General features: G+C 62.3%; 11 protein-coding genes. 5 read left to right on the top strand and 6 right to left on the bottom strand.

Annotated features, from left to right (window positions below):
* The 4 genes from pheA to DOM36_RS15080 form a co-directional block, all read right to left on the bottom strand.
* Positions 1-1,101 carry a prephenate dehydratase gene (pheA, locus tag DOM36_RS15095; protein WP_075570549.1) on the bottom strand — a complete coding sequence of 367 codons (1,101 nt, stop codon included), beginning with the start codon at positions 1,099-1,101 and terminating at the stop codon, positions 1-3.
* 34 nt (positions 1,102-1,135) lie between these two features.
* A complete protein-coding gene (gene serC / locus DOM36_RS15090; protein ID WP_110643598.1) occupies positions 1,136-2,233 on the bottom strand; it encodes a 3-phosphoserine/phosphohydroxythreonine transaminase in 1,098 nt (365 codons plus the stop codon).
* Between the two features lie 93 nt (positions 2,234-2,326).
* The gene (gyrA, locus tag DOM36_RS15085) at positions 2,327-5,110 is read right to left on the bottom strand and encodes a DNA gyrase subunit A (protein ID WP_110643597.1); all 2,784 of its coding nucleotides are present in this window, start codon (positions 5,108-5,110) and stop codon (positions 2,327-2,329) included.
* Between the two features lie 162 nt (positions 5,111-5,272).
* Positions 5,273-5,704, bottom strand: a complete 432-nt coding sequence (locus DOM36_RS15080; RefSeq protein WP_110643596.1) for a thioesterase family protein — start codon at positions 5,702-5,704, stop codon at positions 5,273-5,275.
* A 164-nt stretch (positions 5,705-5,868) separates the two neighbouring features.
* On the opposite strand from DOM36_RS15080, the gene DOM36_RS15075 reads away from it, so the two are divergent.
* Positions 5,869-6,795, top strand: coding sequence for a recombination-associated protein RdgC (locus DOM36_RS15075; RefSeq protein WP_075570553.1), 927 nt, complete (start codon positions 5,869-5,871; stop codon positions 6,793-6,795).
* The gene (locus tag DOM36_RS15070) at positions 6,792-8,033 is read left to right on the top strand and encodes a 1-acyl-sn-glycerol-3-phosphate acyltransferase (RefSeq protein WP_110643595.1); all 1,242 of its coding nucleotides are present in this window, start codon (positions 6,792-6,794) and stop codon (positions 8,031-8,033) included. The genes DOM36_RS15075 and DOM36_RS15070 overlap by 4 nt, the downstream gene beginning before the upstream one ends.
* A 224-nt stretch (positions 8,034-8,257) precedes the next feature.
* Here the strand turns inward: DOM36_RS15070 and DOM36_RS15065 are convergent, their stop codons facing one another.
* Entirely contained in the window at positions 8,258-9,709 is a 1,452-nt protein-coding gene (locus DOM36_RS15065) for a TrkH family potassium uptake protein (RefSeq protein WP_232823871.1), read from the bottom strand.
* A 358-nt stretch (positions 9,710-10,067) separates the two neighbouring features.
* On the opposite strand from DOM36_RS15065, the gene DOM36_RS15060 reads away from it, so the two are divergent.
* Positions 10,068-10,352 (top strand): hypothetical protein, encoded by a 285-nt coding sequence (locus DOM36_RS15060; RefSeq protein ID WP_110643594.1) that lies wholly within the window; start codon positions 10,068-10,070, stop codon positions 10,350-10,352.
* A gap of 80 nt (positions 10,353-10,432) precedes the next feature.
* Here DOM36_RS15060 and DOM36_RS15055 read toward each other — a convergent pair whose 3' ends face one another.
* Positions 10,433-10,891 (bottom strand): pilin, encoded by a 459-nt coding sequence (locus DOM36_RS15055; RefSeq protein WP_110643634.1) that lies wholly within the window; start codon positions 10,889-10,891, stop codon positions 10,433-10,435.
* 364 nt (positions 10,892-11,255) lie between these two features.
* Between DOM36_RS15055 and pilB the strand changes: the two genes are divergently transcribed.
* Together pilB and DOM36_RS15045 are read left to right on the top strand one after the other, a co-directional pair.
* Positions 11,256-12,983, top strand: coding sequence for a type IV-A pilus assembly ATPase PilB (gene pilB, locus DOM36_RS15050; protein ID WP_110643633.1), 1,728 nt, complete (start codon positions 11,256-11,258; stop codon positions 12,981-12,983).
* A gap of 65 nt (positions 12,984-13,048) precedes the next feature.
* Positions 13,049-14,302: a type II secretion system F family protein gene (locus DOM36_RS15045; protein WP_110643593.1), complete on the top strand. Its 1,254-nt coding sequence runs from the start codon at positions 13,049-13,051 to the stop codon at positions 14,300-14,302.
* The last annotated feature ends 63 nt before the right edge of the window (positions 14,303-14,365 follow it).

Below are 14,365 nucleotides of genomic sequence, written 5' to 3'. Positions count from 1 at the left end.
CTAGAGCACACCCACCGGATAGGAACCGAGCACTTTCATGTCCTGCGCGCGACCACGGACTTCGGCCAGCACGCTGGCGATATCGGGCTGGTCGATATGCCCCTTGAAGTCGATGAAGAACACGTAATTCCAGGCCCCGGTTCGAGAAGGCCGAGTCTCCAGCCGCGTCATGTCGACGCGATGGCGGTGGAACGGCTCGAGCAGATCGTGCAGCACGCCGGGCTCGTTGCGCATGGCGACCACCACCGAGGTCTTGTCGGTGCCGGAGGGCGGCACCAGCTCGTTGCCGATGATCAAGAAGCGCGTGGAGTTGTCCGGCCGATCCTCGATCTTCTCGGCGACGTGGTCGAGACCGTAGAGCTGGGCCGCCATGTCACCCGCGATCGCCGCGCTGTGCCATTCGGTCTTGACCAGCCGCGCCGCTTCGGCGTTCGACGATACCGCGACACGCTCGGCGTGCGGATAATGCGCGTCCAGCCACTTGCGGCACTGGGCGAAGGATTGCGGATGCGAGTAGATGCGAGAGATCTTGTCCTGACGGGTGACGCTCGACATCAGCAGATGATGGTGAATGCGCAGCACCACTTCTCCGCTGATGTGCAGCCCGGAATCCATGAACGAGTCCAGGGTGTTGTTGACCACGCCCTCGGTGGAGTTCTCGACCGGCACCACCCCGTAATTGACCGCTCCCGCCTCGACCTCGCGGAAGACTTCGTCGATGGCGGCCATCGGCAGGCTGATCGCGCTATGCCCGAAATGCTTGAGTGCCGCCTGCTGGGTAAAGGTGCCCTCCGGCCCCAGATAGGCAACCTTGATCGGTTTTTCCAGCGCCAGGCAGGCCGACATGATCTCGCGGAACAACCGCGCCATCTCTTCGCCATGCAGCGGCCCGGGGTTATTCTCCATCACCCGGCGCAGCACCTGCGCCTCTCGCTCCGGGCGATAGAACACGGCATCCGGATCGTCGGCCGTCTTGACGTGGGCGACCTGCTGGGCGCAATCGGCGCGTTCGCTGATCAGCCGCATCAGTTCGCTGTCGATGGTGTCGATGCGTTGCCGCAGGGCAGCGAGATCCAGCGGCGCATTCGAGGAGTCACTCATGACCGTATCCTGAAGGAGGTGGGTGACGCCCCGCTCAACCGCGGCGGCGCTCGAAATCCTGCATGAAGGTGATCAGCGCCTGAACGTCGGCTTCGCTGACCGCGTTGTAGAGACTCGCGCGCATCCCGCCGACGCTGCGGTGCCCCTTGAGATTCAGCAGCCCTTCCGCCTCGGCCTCGCTCAGAAACACCGAGTTCAGCGATTCATCCGCCAGCGTGAATGGCACGTTCATGATCGAGCGGTTGACCGGATCGATCGGGTTGGCATAGAAATCGCTGGTGTCGATCGCCGTGTAGAGCGCCTCGCACTTGCGTCGGTTGATCGTCTCCATCTCGACCAGACCACCGATATCGTGCTTGAGCCACTGAAACACCAGACCGGCCAGATACCAGGCGTAAGTCGGCGGCGTATTGATCATCGAATCGTTGTCGGCGTAGACCTTCCAGCCCAACAGCGACGGCGTCTGCGGCAGAGCACGCTCGAGCAGGTCGTCGCGAACGATGACCACGGTGATGCCGGCAGGGCCGATATTCTTCTGGGCGCCAGCGTAGATGACGCCATATCGGCTCACATCCAGCGGCGCCGACAGGATCGACGACGACATGTCGCAGACCAGCGGCACCTCGACATCCGCCCCACCGGTAGCGGGAACGTAGTCGAAGGCAAGCCCCCCGATGGTCTCGTTATGACAGTAATGCAGGTAGGCGGCGTCTCCCGACAGCGATATCTCGTCCTGACGCGGCACGTGAATATAACCATTGCCCTGCGTCGAGCCCGCGACATGGGCACCGGCCAGATGCTCCGCCTCCTTGATCGCCTTGGCCGACCAGATGCCGGTATCCAGATAGTTGGGAGTACCACCCTGGCCTAGCAGATTGAGCGGCACGCAGGCGAACTGCATGGTGGCGCCGCCCTGCATGAACAGCACGCGGTAGTTGTCGGGAATCGCCAGCAGATCGCGGAGATCCTGCTCTGCCTGAGCGGCGATCGCCTCGAACGTCGGACTGCGATGACTCATCTCCATCACCGACGCCCCCTGCCCGCGATAGTCGAGCAACTCCTCGCGAGCGCGTTCCAAAACGGCGGACGGCATCGCCGCCGGACCAGCACAGAAGTTGTGCAGACGTGTCATTGCCTGGATCCCTAGATTGTGTCCGAAACTCGTCAACGGTTGAACAGCGCGACAATCCAGGCACCCCGGAGCCACCGGGGCGCCCTCCCCATCTCACTCGTTGCGCGGCTCGTCGTCGCTGTCGGCCGAATCATCGCTGTCGGCCGAACCCTCACTATCGACTGAGTCTTCGCCCGTTGGCGACGGCTCGCCCTCGACATCCGCCTGATCGCCTTCGACGATCTCGCCGTCCACCGCGTCACCCTCGGCCCACTCTTCTTCCTGCGGCTCGTCGACGCGCACGGTCTTGACCAGGTGCTCGTCTTCGCCGGTGCGGATCAGGGTGACACCCTGGGTGTTACGCGAGCTGATCGAGACTTCGGCAACACGAGTACGCACCAGTGTGCCGCGGTCGGTGATCAGCATCATTTCGTCGCTCGAGCGTACCTGCATCGCCGCGACCAGCGAGCCGTTGCGGGAGGTGGTCTGCATCGCGATCACACCCTGGCCGCCACGACCGCGAATCGGGAACTCCTCGAGCCGGGTGCGCTTGCCGTAGCCATTTTCCGATGCCGTCAGAATGTAGATCTGCTCGTCATTGCCATGGCTGCCGTCACTGCCGGTATCGACCTGATCGTCGGCTTCAGCGTCCGCATCGGCATCGATGGTCTGGCTCTGGGGGATGATCAGGCTGATCACCTCGGCGCCATCGAGCAGGCGCATCCCGCGCACGCCACGGGCGGTACGCCCCATCGCCCGCACGTTGCCCTCTTCGAACCGGATCGCCTTGCCGTTGGAAGAGAGCATCATCACGTGATCCGAGCCGGAGGTGATCGCGGCACCGATCAGGCGATCCCCTTCGTCGATATCGATGGCGATCAGTCCGACACTGCGCGGACGGGAGAACTGGTCCAGCGACGTCCGCTTGACCGTACCGCCAGCGGTGGCGAAGAAAATGTAGCTATCCTCGCGATACTCGCGCACCGGCAGCACCGCGCTGATCGACTCCCCGGCATCCAATGGCAGCAGGTTGACCAGGGGCTTGCCACGCGAGCCGCGGCTGGCATTGGGCATTTCGTAGGTCTTGAGCCAGTACACCTTGCCGCGACTGGAGAACAGCAGCATGGTGTCGTGCGTCGAAGCCACCACCAGATGCTCGATGACGTCCTCGTCCTTCATGCTGGTGGCCGACTTGCCACGTCCGCCGCGCTTCTGCGCCTGGTAATCGGAGATCGGCTGGGTCTTGGCATAGCCGCCACGGGAGAGCGTGACCACCATGTCCTCCTCGGCGATCAGGTCTTCCATCGACAGGTCGAGACGACTGGTGTGGATTTCGCTCCGGCGCTCGTTGCCGTACTGATCGCGAATCGCTTCCAGCTCCTCGCGGATGACCTCCAGCAGCCGATCCGGTGATGCCAGGATGAGATTGAGTTCGGCGATCCGTTCGAGAATGCTGAGGTACTCGTCGAGCAGCTTTTCGGTCTCGAGCCCCGTCAGGCGATGCAGGCGCAATTCCAGAATCGCCTGGGCCTGCGCCGGAGAGAGCCGGTACATCTTGCTGTCGTCGGTCAGTCCGTAGCCTTCTTCGAGATCTTCCGGCTTGCAGGAAGTCGCGCCGGCGCGCTCGAGCATGCCGGTCACCTGCCCCGGCTGCCAGTCACGGGCGAGCAGCTTTTCCTTCGCTTCGGCCGCGTTCGGCGAGCCCTTGATCAACTCGATCACTTCATCGATGTTGGAGATCGCGACCGTCAGGCCCTCGAGAAGATGTCCTCGCTCGCGGGCCTTCTTGAGTTCGAACAGCGTACGCCGGGTCACCACCTCGCGGCGGTGACGCACGAAGGCTTCCAGCAGCTGCTTGAGATTGAGCGTCTTGGGCTGACCATCGTCGAGGGCGACGATGTTGATCCCGAACACGTTCTCGAGCTGAGTGTGCGCAAACAGGTTGTTGACGACGACGTCGCCGGACTCGCCGCGCTTGATCTCGATCACCACGCGCAGCCCGTCCTTGTCGGACTCGTCACGCAGTTCGGCGATACCCTCGACCCGGCGCTCCTTGACCAGCTCGGCGATCTTCTCGATCAGTCGCGCCTTGTTGACCTGGTAGGGAAGCTCGGTAATGACGATATGGTCACGGCCGCTCTTCTTGTCGAACTCGACGGTGTGCTTGGCGCGCACGTAAATGCGGCCGCGGCCGGTGCGATAGGCCTCGATGATGCCGGCACGGCCGTTGATGATCCCCGCAGTGGGGAAATCGGGGCCGGGGATGTACTCCATCAGGTCATCGACCGTCAGCGTGTAATCCTCGATCAGCGCCAGACAGCCGTTGATCACTTCCACCATGTTGTGCGGCGGAATGTTGGTCGCCATGCCCACCGCGATACCGGAGGCACCGTTGATCAGCAGGTTCGGCACCTTGGTCGGCAGCACTTCGGGAATCCGCTCGGTGCCGTCGTAGTTGTCGACCCAGTCGACGGTGTCCTTCTCGAGATCGGCGAGCAACTCATGGGAGAGGCGCGTCATGCGCACTTCGGTATAACGCATCGCCGCGGCGTTATCGCCATCGATGGAACCGAAGTTGCCCTGGCCGTCGACCAGCACGTGGCGCATCGAGAAGTGCTGCGCCATCCGTACGATGGTGTCGTAGACCGCGCTATCGCCGTGAGGGTGATATTTACCGATGACATCGCCGACCACGCGCGCCGACTTCTTATATGGCTTGTTCCAGTCGTTGCCGAGTTCATGCATCGCGTAAAGCACACGACGGTGAACCGGCTTCAAACCATCGCGGACGTCAGGTAGCGCACGCCCGATGATGACGCTCATCGCGTAGTCCAGGTAGGACTGCTTGAGCTCATCCTCGATGTTGACTGGCAGAATTTCTCTGGCGATATCACCCATGGGTCGTCAAATCCTTTGCACCGCTGCCACGACCGGAGGTCCGGCCGTGGCAGCGTTATTAAAGCCCTGGCAAGGCGGCCAAGTGGCTCAGCCACACAATCACGGGATCATACCATTTCAGGGCCTTCAAAGGCAGGCGTTGACGCGCTTTGACCAGGTTTTCTACTTCGTTTCGAGTGTATCGACCACCAGCGGTCCCAATCGCTGTGCCCATTCCCCATCCATCGCGATCACCTGAGCGCTTTTTTGATCCAGCAGCACGAAGGTCAGTGTCGCTGCCGCCACCAGTTCGCCGCTGCCGACGTGGGTGATTCTATGCCCGACCACCCCGCTGCGACCGCCGACGCGGGTCAGACAGGTCTCGACCTCGAGATCGTCGTTCATGACCGCCGCGCGGCGGTAATCGATGTTGAGATTGACCACTACCAGCGCCACGCCTTTTGCCAGCCCGTCAGCGAACTCGGGATGGGCATCGACGTAGGCCCAGCGCCCCTCCTCGAGAAATTCCAGATACCGGGCATGATTGACGTGGCCGTAGCCATCGAGATGGAAGCCGCGAACGCGGACAGCGGTCACGGTGGTGCGTGAATCCATGGAAGCCTCTCCTGGTTGGGCGCAAGGGTTTTGCCGTAGCTCGTGGCTCGCAATCAAAAACATACGCTCGTTTGAAACACTCACGCAAATTTCGACGTGTCACCTTGGTGGTAACGGATGGGTCGTTTCGACATAATATGCCTCCTTTCAAACGGAACGGGCGCATGTGGTTCAAGCACTGTCATCTGTATCGCTGCCATGATACCGAGGTTCTCTCGCTGGAGGATCTGGAAACCGCGCTGGCAGAATTTGCGTTTCGCCCCGTCTCCCCGCGTGAAGCACGCCGGGTTGGCTGGAGCGCACCGGCCGGTCGTCGCAGCGAACAACGCGTACATGAAATTCAGGGCCACCGGCTGCTGTCGATGCTGCGCCAGGAGCGCCTGCTGCCGGCAGCCGTGGTCAATGACGAGGTCAATGAGCGTAGCGAGGCGCGCGAGCTTTCCGAGGGCCAACCGCTGTCGCGCCGTGAACGTCAGCTGCTCAAGGAACAGGTGATGGAGGAGCTGCTGCCGCAAGCCTTCACTCGCACGCAGCGGGTCGAACTGTGGTGGGACACCCGCACGCGGCTGATCGGCATCAACGCGTCCAGCCGCAAGCGGGCGGAAGAGGTGCTGGATCTGCTGCGCCAGACGCTCGGCTCGCTGAAAGTGACCCCGCTGGCAACGAAAACCCCGCCGTCGCGCGGCATGACTCAGTGGCTGAGCGATCCCGGCAGCCGCCCTGCCAGCCTGCTGCTCGGCGATCAGGTCGAACTGCGCGCCGCCGAGGACGACGGCGTGCTGCGCGCGCGTCAGGTGGATCTCGACAGCGAAGAGATCCAGTCGCTGCTCGAGAACGGACGTCAGGCGAGCCAGCTCAGCCTGGGCAGCGAAGGTCAGCTTCGGGTGATGCTGCACGACGACCTGGCGCTCAAATCGCTGCAGTTCGATGACGCGCTACTGGATGAAGCCAGCCAGAGCGATAGCGGAGAGGACCCGATCGTCAGTCTCGAGACGGACTTTGCCCTGATGTCGCAGACCCTGGCTACCTTCGTCGCCCAACTGATCGAATGGCTGGGTGGCGAAGCCGACCCGGCAACCCCGACGCCATGACGACCCGCACCGATACCGACAACGGCGCCGCAGCCGACAAGAACACCACGGCCGGCAATTCGCACAGCGCCGAGGCGGCGATCGATCTCGATCGCTTCGCCGACATTCGCCCCTATCATGACGAAGAGGTCGAGGCCGTACTGGCCCGACTGGCGCATGACAGCGAACTGCTTGACGCGATCACTCGCTTCCGGCTGCCGCGCCTGGCGCGTTTCGCCCCGCCGCTGGCACGAGCGCTGGCGAGCTTTCGGCTGCAGCGTGAGATGCGCGGCGTCAAGACCGTGCGCGATCTTCAGCTGCGCATCGCCGACTACATGGCGCACATGATCAACAGCTCCACCCGCGGCTTCGAAGTCGAGGGGCTGGATCGGCTGTCACCGGATCAGGCCTACCTGTTCATCGGCAATCATCGCGATATCGCCATGGACCCGGCTTTCGTCAATTACGCGCTCTACCGTGCAGGCCATGACACCGTGCGCATCGCCATCGGCGACAACCTGCTGCAGAAGCCGTACGTCACCGATCTGATGCGGCTCAACAAGAGCTTCATCGTGCCGCGCTCGATCAAGGGCAAACGCGCGATGCTGGCCGCCTATCAGTCACTGTCGGGCTACATCCGCCACTCGATCACCGACGACAACCACTCGGTCTGGATGGCGCAGCGCGAGGGCCGGGCCAAGGACGGCGTCGACCGCACAGACAGCGCCATCGTCAAGATGCTGTGCATGGCCCGACGCCTGGAAGAAGGCGACAGCGATATCGGCAATGCCGTGCACGAGCTCAAGATCGTCCCGGTATCGATCAGCTACGAGTACGACCCCTGCGCCATCAACAAGGCCCGCGAGCTGCATGCCAAGGAAACCGACGGCGCCTACCAGAAGGTCGAGTTCGAAGACATTTTCTCCATCGTCGCCGGCATCACCGGCGACAAGGGGCGCGTCAAACTCAGGTTCGGCACGCCGCTCACCAGCGATTTCGAGACTGCCGATGAAGTCGCCGCCGAGATCGACCGCCAGGTACTGGCGAACTATCCGACCTATCCCAGCCATCAGCTGGCGCTGGCCGAAACCGGACTGGCCCCGGAACTGGTCGATCTATCCGGGGTGACCGCGGAAGATCGCGAACGCTTTCAGGCGCAGCTCGCCACGGTTCCCGATACGCTGCGTCACTGGTGGCTGCTGCAGTACGCCAATCCGATTCTGAACCGAGCCGGAAAAGCGCACAGCCGAGACGCGTAAATTCGCACCCCGCTCACCATCGAATCCATACTGCCATCGAATCTCTGCCGCCATCGCCCCGCGATGGCGGTTTTTTAATGGCCACGCGTTCACCTGCCTGGATAAGCGCTATTGCAGGAGAAACGTTACCTGCCCTGAAACAGCGTTATCTCCCTGAAACAGCTTCCCTGAAACAGCTTCCCTGGAACAGCTGTCCCGGAACAACGTTCCTGGCCTGGAAAACGTTACTTGCGCCAGAAGAACGGCATCAACAGCACCAGCACGGTGAGAATCTCGAGGCGACCCATCAGCATGCCGATGGAGAGCAGCCATTTGGCGGCGTCCGGCAGCGAGGCGAAGTTGCCGGCGGGCCCGATCGTATCGCCCAGCCCCGGGCCAACGTTGGCCAGCGCAGTCGCCGCACCGGAGACGGCGGTGACCATGTCGAGCCCCAGCGCCGCCAGCGCCAGCGACAACACCGCCACGGCCAGAAAGAAGAAGAACGAGAACGCGATGACGGCGCGCACCACCTCGTCATTGAGCGGGCGGCCGTTGTAGCGCTGGGCGAAGATGCCACTGGGATGCACCAGATAGCGCAGCTGATTGGCCAGCAGCAGCCCACCGATCTGGAAGCGGAAGATCTTCATGCCGCCGCTGGTCGAGCCGCTGCAACCGCCGATGAAGGTGATGAAAAAGAAGGTGGTGACCGCCAGCGGGCCCCACTGGGTGTAGTCGGCGCTGGCGTAACCGGTGGTCGTCACGACCGAAATGACGTTGAACGCCACATTCGTCAGCGCCTGAAAAGGCGCATCGGAGAACGCCAGGATCCGGTAAAGCGTCAACGTCGCGATCACCAGGGTCAACAGGGTCACAAGGCCGCGTACCTGCTGGTCCTGCCACAGCGCGCCGCGGCTATCGCGCAATAGCCGAATATAGAGCACGAATGGCAACGCGCCGCCGAGCATGAAAAGACAACCCAGCCACAGGATCAGCGGTCGATCGTGATAGATGCCGAACGAAGCGTCGTAGTTGGCGAATCCCCCGGTGGAGACCGAGCTCATGGCATGCACGATGGCGTCCAGCGTGCCCATGCCGGCCAGCCGATAGCTCAGAATCGCGGCCAGGGTCACCCCGAGATAGATGAGGGTCGACGCCTTGGCGATGCCGCCGGCGCGGGGCAGTACCTTGTCCGACCAATCGGAGGATTCGGTCTGGAACAGGCGCATGCCACCGACCTTGAGGAACGGCAGGATCGCGATCGCCATCACGATGATCCCGATGCCGCCCAGCCACTGCATCAGCCCGCGCCAGAGCTTGAGGCCATCCGACAGGTTTTCGATGCCCGAAAGCACGGTGGAGCCGGTGGTGGTGATGGCCGAGACCGACTCGAATACCGCATCGGTGAACGACAGCTGCGGCGCGCCCAGCACCATCGGCAGGCTGGCGAAGGCACTGATCACCGCCCAGCTCGAGGTGGTCAGGATGAACATATGCCGGGTCTTCAATTCCACCGGCGTGCGCCATGTCCATGCCAGCAGCGTTATCGATACGACCGCCACCAGCCCCATCGACTTGAGAAACGCCCACAGATCCGGGTCGTTCTCGAGCCCCAGCAGAATCACCGGTGGCACCATGAACAGCGACAGCACGACCAACAGCAGCGCCAGAATCTTTAAAATTGGCTTGGCGTCTTGCAAGACTTCCTCCCGATCCCCTTCCGAGCTCCACGACGTCGAGGTCTACTGGCCTCGGACCGCCTGGCTCGCCCTGTCGCGTTGAACCGCGTTATCGTTCGTTCTGACGTTCGCCCTGACGTTAACGAGCCTGGCTTTTCTGCGTGGCTGCGAACCCATTACACAACGAGCAAACCGGTGCGATGATAGGCCATCCCGGCGCGCAAGACACGACCCCGCCTGCATTTCTTGTGGGTGCGCTCCACCGTTCGCCCAGGACTCGCGGCCACCTCTCGGATCCGCTCTGGCCGCACGGCGAGATATGCTATGGTGGCGCCATCAAAGCTCCAATTTACAAGCCAGTCACTAGAGGAAAGCCCCCATGAGTTCCGCCTCGGAAATGCAGAAGACCCGCGTCATCCAGGAACTTCGCGCCTTCATCAAGAAACTGCTGCAGGAGCCCGGCATCCTCGAGAATTCGCTGGCCATCGCCAAGCGCCACTCCGACGGCAGCAACGACACCCAGGCCTGGGCGACCATCGCCAACGAGATTTCGGATACCACCAGCGTGCATATTCCAGAAGACCCGGCCGAGCATTCGGAAGCGGACCGGCTGTTTCTGGACGTGTTGCGGGAAGTCGTGGGGGAAGAGAAGGCGCTTTATTGAGCGGTAAGCCGTAAGTTCTAAGCTTTAAGCTGGAAGAGAGAAGAAAAAGCAAGGCCGGCGGATGCCGGCCTAGGTATAGACTAAATGCCATCGCAACTATCTGGCAGATCGTCATTATCAATATCGGGCGATGAACATTCCCATCCGCCTTCTGTCTGACGCGTCAAAACAAGGCTGTCACCGCCGAAATTGCCGACTTTGTCATCGAACGTGAATGTGATCGTCGGATTGGCTACGTTTCCTTCATCATCCCTACCATCAAACTCTGCCAAAACTATCTTCCCATTTTGGACCGCGTCTGCTGACAAGCCTATATCCTCAACATCAGCCACGGCCCTACCTTCTTGAAATGCCAACTCAGCAGGGGTCTGAAGAGATTTCATCGTTGATAGGGCTGCACTGATTTGAGAACGCGCAACATAGTTTTGATACTGCGGAATTGCGATCGCGGCAAGGATGCCGATGATCGCGACGACGATCATGAGTTCGATCAGGGTGAAGCCGCCCTGCCGGCGGGTCTGTCGTTTCAGGTTCTGCATCGTGATTCCCTGCCTTGCCGTTATTGACTTGATCGTTAAGCCGATAATTGACCGATGGGCGCGGCGCCCGCCGTCGTGCCCATCGAACGCCCCGACCCTTGCGCTCCCCGCCTTTCCGAGCGCCATCGAGGGGGTCGAGCAATCCCGAACCGCCTCGATTCGCTCACGATTTCTCATACGTAAAGATACGCAAAGTTACCTTCGGTGACACTCCACTCGCCTTATCGGCCGGTTGCGAAGAATACTTAAAGAAAAAATGACGTTCGCCGATAGCAGACTCATCAGAGACGGTGAAGATCGGCTTTTCAGGTTTCGATCGATCGCCTGCCCGTTCGTCAGCCAGTCAGCCGGGGCGCCTACTTCCATGCCGGACGTCATCACATCGCGTGCACAGAGCAGTCTCGCTCAGCGCTTTATCGAACATCGTCTGATCGGCGCGGCGGAGTGCAAGCAGGCGTTCCGTGAAGCGGCTGACAAGCAGCTGACGCTGCTGGAGTTTCTGGTTCGGGCAGGTCGCATCGATGCCCGCGAGGCCGGCATTCTGGCGGCCCGCGAGTATGGCCTGCCGTTCATGGACCTGACGCAAGTCGACTGGGACAAGCTGCCGGTCATCGAGCCGGTGGCGGACAGGGTCATCCGTCGTTTTCCGGTGCTGCCGCTGGCGCGCGACGACCGCCGCCTCACCGTGGCGATCGCCTTCCCCGCCACGCTGGCGAACCTGGACGAGCTGCAGTTCACCACCGGACTCGCGATCGAGGGCGTGCTGGTGCCGTTCGATCAGCTGGAACGGGCGCTGGCCAAGCGTTACCAGCACCAGGAGACCTCCGGCATGCTGGAAGCGCTGGGGGAAGCCAGCGATTCGCTGACACTGGATACCAGCGAGGCGGATCTGGCGAGCGAAGCCGCGGCTTTCGACAAGGGCGGCGAGGAAGACGAGCCGGTGGTGCGCTTCGTCAACAAGATCCTGCGCGACGCCATTCATCGCGGCGCGTCCGACATCCACTTCGAGCCCTACGAATCCAGCTACCGGATTCGCTTTCGCGTCGACGGCATGTTGATCGAGATCGCCCGGCCGCCGCTCAACCTGCGCACCCGCCTGGCCGCGCGGCTCAAGGTCATGGCACGGCTGGATATTTCCGAACGCCGCCTGCCCCAGGACGGCGCCATGAAGATTCGCCTGGACGCCAATCGGGCCATCGATTTTCGCGTCAACACGCTCCCTACCGTCTTCGGCGAGAAGATCGTGCTGCGCCTGCTGGATGCACGGACCGCCAGCTTCGGCATCGATGCGCTGGGCTTTGCCCCGGATCAGCGCCGGCTGTTCGAAGCCGCGCTGGTCGAACCCCAGGGCATGATTCTGGTGACCGGCCCCACCGGCAGCGGCAAGACGGTCACGCTCTACACCGGCATCCATCTGCTCAATACCGAAGAGCGCAATATCTCGACCGCCGAAGACCCGGTGGAGCTCAAGATGCCAGGGGTCAATCAGGTCAACGTCCAGCCGCGCATCGGCCTCGACTTCGCCAGCGCCCTGCGCGCCTTTCTGCGCCAGGATCCGGACGTGGTGATGGTCGGCGAGATCCGCGATCTGGAAACCGCGGAGATCGCGGTCAAGGCAGCGCAAACCGGCCACCTGGTGCTGTCGACGCTGCACACCAACTCGGCGGCCGAAACCCTGACGCGACTTCGCAACATGGGCGTCGCGAGCTTCAATATCGCCAGTTCGGTGTCGCTGATCATCGCCCAGCGCCTGGCCCGCCTGCTCTGCCCGCGCTGCAAGGCGCCGGCGGAGATTCCTCTGGAGGCGCTGCGCCGGGAAGGGGTCTCACCGGAGAAGCTGGCAGGCGCCACGCTCTACCGCGCAACGGGTTGTGACCACTGCACGCTGGGCTACAAGGGCCGCATCGGGATCTACGAGGTCGTGCCGGTGGACGATGCCATGAGCCAGTTGATCATGGCCGACAGTCACGCACTCGATCTGGCACGCAAGGCGCGCGATGCCGGATTCCCCGGGCTCCGCCAGAGCGGCATCGACAAGGTGCTTCAAGGCGTGACCAGCCTCGAGGAGATCAATCGCGTGACCACCGACTAGCCAGGTCGCGGCTACCGGCGGCCTTGCAGCCCTCTTTTCGTCGATTCACCGTCAGGAACGCACTCATGGCGATCACGCTCAAGTCAGCCAAATCGGTGAAGCCTGCCAAGCCCCCCAGACGGGTCGTGATGCACCGCTGGCAGTGGCGTGGCAAGAATCTGCGTGGCGAAGTGGTCTCCGGAGAGCTCATCGCCGGCGATATCGGTGACGTGCGCAAGGAGCTGACGCGTCAGAAGATCATCGTCAAGCGGATCACGCGCAAGACCGGCATGTTCGGCCTGGGCCGGGTCAAGGCGCGGGACATCACGCTATTCTCCCGCCAGCTGGCGACCATGATCCGGGCCGGCGTGCCGCTGCTGCAGGGCTGCAAGGTCGTCGCCGAGACACTCAAGAACCCGGCCATGCGCAATCTGGTCGAAACGCTGGCCAACGATATCAGCGCTGGCTCCAGCTTTTCCGAAGCGCTGGCCAAGCACCCCTCGCGGTTCGATCGAATGTTCATCAACATGGTTGCCGCCGGTGAACAGGCCGGTGCGCTGGACAAGATGCTCGAGCGCGTCGCCAGCTACCGCGAGAAGATCGAGACCCTGAAGGGGCGGGTCAAGAAAGCGCTCTACTACCCGACAGCGGTGGTTCTGGTCGGCATTGCGGTCACCGCGCTGCTGCTGGTCAAGGTCGTGCCTCAGTTCGAGAGTCTGTTCCAGGGATTCGGCGCCGAGCTACCCGCCTTCACTCAGTTCACCGTGCACCTGTCCCAGTTGACCCAGGCTTACTGGTGGCAGGCGATGCTGGTCATCGCGGCCGCCATTTTCGGTCTGCGTCAGGCGATCAAGCGCTCGCCGGCGTTTGCCTATCGCGCTCATCAGCTGATGCTCAAACTGCCGGTGCTCGGCAATATCGTCGACAAGGGTTCGATCGCACGCTTTTCACGCACGCTGGCCACCACCTTCAACGCCGGCATTCCGCTGGTCGAGGCGCTCGACACCGCCGCCGGCGCCACCGGCAACCGGGTGCATCAGCGCGCCATCGCCAGCATTCGCGAGGACGTCGGCTCGGGGCAGCAGCTCAACTTCGCCATGCGCCGCACGCGGATCTTTCCGGTCATGGCGGTGCAGATGGTCAGCATCGGCGAGGAGGCCGGCGAACTGGACACGATGCTCGACAAGGTGGCGGAGTTCTACGAAGAAGAGGTCGACAATCAGGTCGACGCGCTGACCTCGCTGCTCGAGCCGTTCATTCTGGTGGTGCTGGGCACGATGGTGGGTGGCCTGGTGGTGTCGATGTATTTGCCCATTTTCCAGATGGGTTCCGCCATTTAGGTTGTTATTCATGACTGCGCGCATCCGCCGCGTTGTTGCCCGCCACCTCGAAATCCTCACGGA

This window comes from Salinicola sp. CPA57 (assembly GCF_003206035.1).
In the GTDB taxonomy this organism is placed as follows: Bacteria; Pseudomonadota; Gammaproteobacteria; order Pseudomonadales; family Halomonadaceae; genus Salinicola; species Salinicola socius.
This window is presented reverse-complemented; position numbering and strand designations above follow the sequence as displayed.

Bases quoted from the DNA above. Each gene is read 5' to 3' on its own strand.
- DOM36_RS15055 (WP_110643634.1), bottom strand. From the start codon at position 10,891: ATGCAGAACCTGAAACGACAGACCCGCCGGCAGGGCGGCTTCACCCTG.
- pilB (WP_110643633.1), top strand. From the start codon at position 11,256: ATGCCGGACGTCATCACATCGCGTGCACAGAGCAGTCTCGCTCAGCGC.
- DOM36_RS15075 (WP_075570553.1), top strand. From the start codon at position 5,869: ATGTGGTTCAAGCACTGTCATCTGTATCGCTGCCATGATACCGAGGTT.
- gyrA (WP_110643597.1), bottom strand. From the start codon at position 5,110: ATGGGTGATATCGCCAGAGAAATTCTGCCAGTCAACATCGAGGATGAG.
- DOM36_RS15070 (WP_110643595.1), top strand. From the start codon at position 6,792: ATGACGACCCGCACCGATACCGACAACGGCGCCGCAGCCGACAAGAAC.
- DOM36_RS15045 (WP_110643593.1), top strand. From the start codon at position 13,049: ATGGCGATCACGCTCAAGTCAGCCAAATCGGTGAAGCCTGCCAAGCCC.
- serC (WP_110643598.1), bottom strand. From the start codon at position 2,233: ATGACACGTCTGCACAACTTCTGTGCTGGTCCGGCGGCGATGCCGTCC.
- pheA (WP_075570549.1), bottom strand. From the start codon at position 1,101: ATGAGTGACTCCTCGAATGCGCCGCTGGATCTCGCTGCCCTGCGGCAA.
- DOM36_RS15080 (WP_110643596.1), bottom strand. From the start codon at position 5,704: ATGGATTCACGCACCACCGTGACCGCTGTCCGCGTTCGCGGCTTCCAT.
- DOM36_RS15060 (WP_110643594.1), top strand. From the start codon at position 10,068: ATGAGTTCCGCCTCGGAAATGCAGAAGACCCGCGTCATCCAGGAACTT.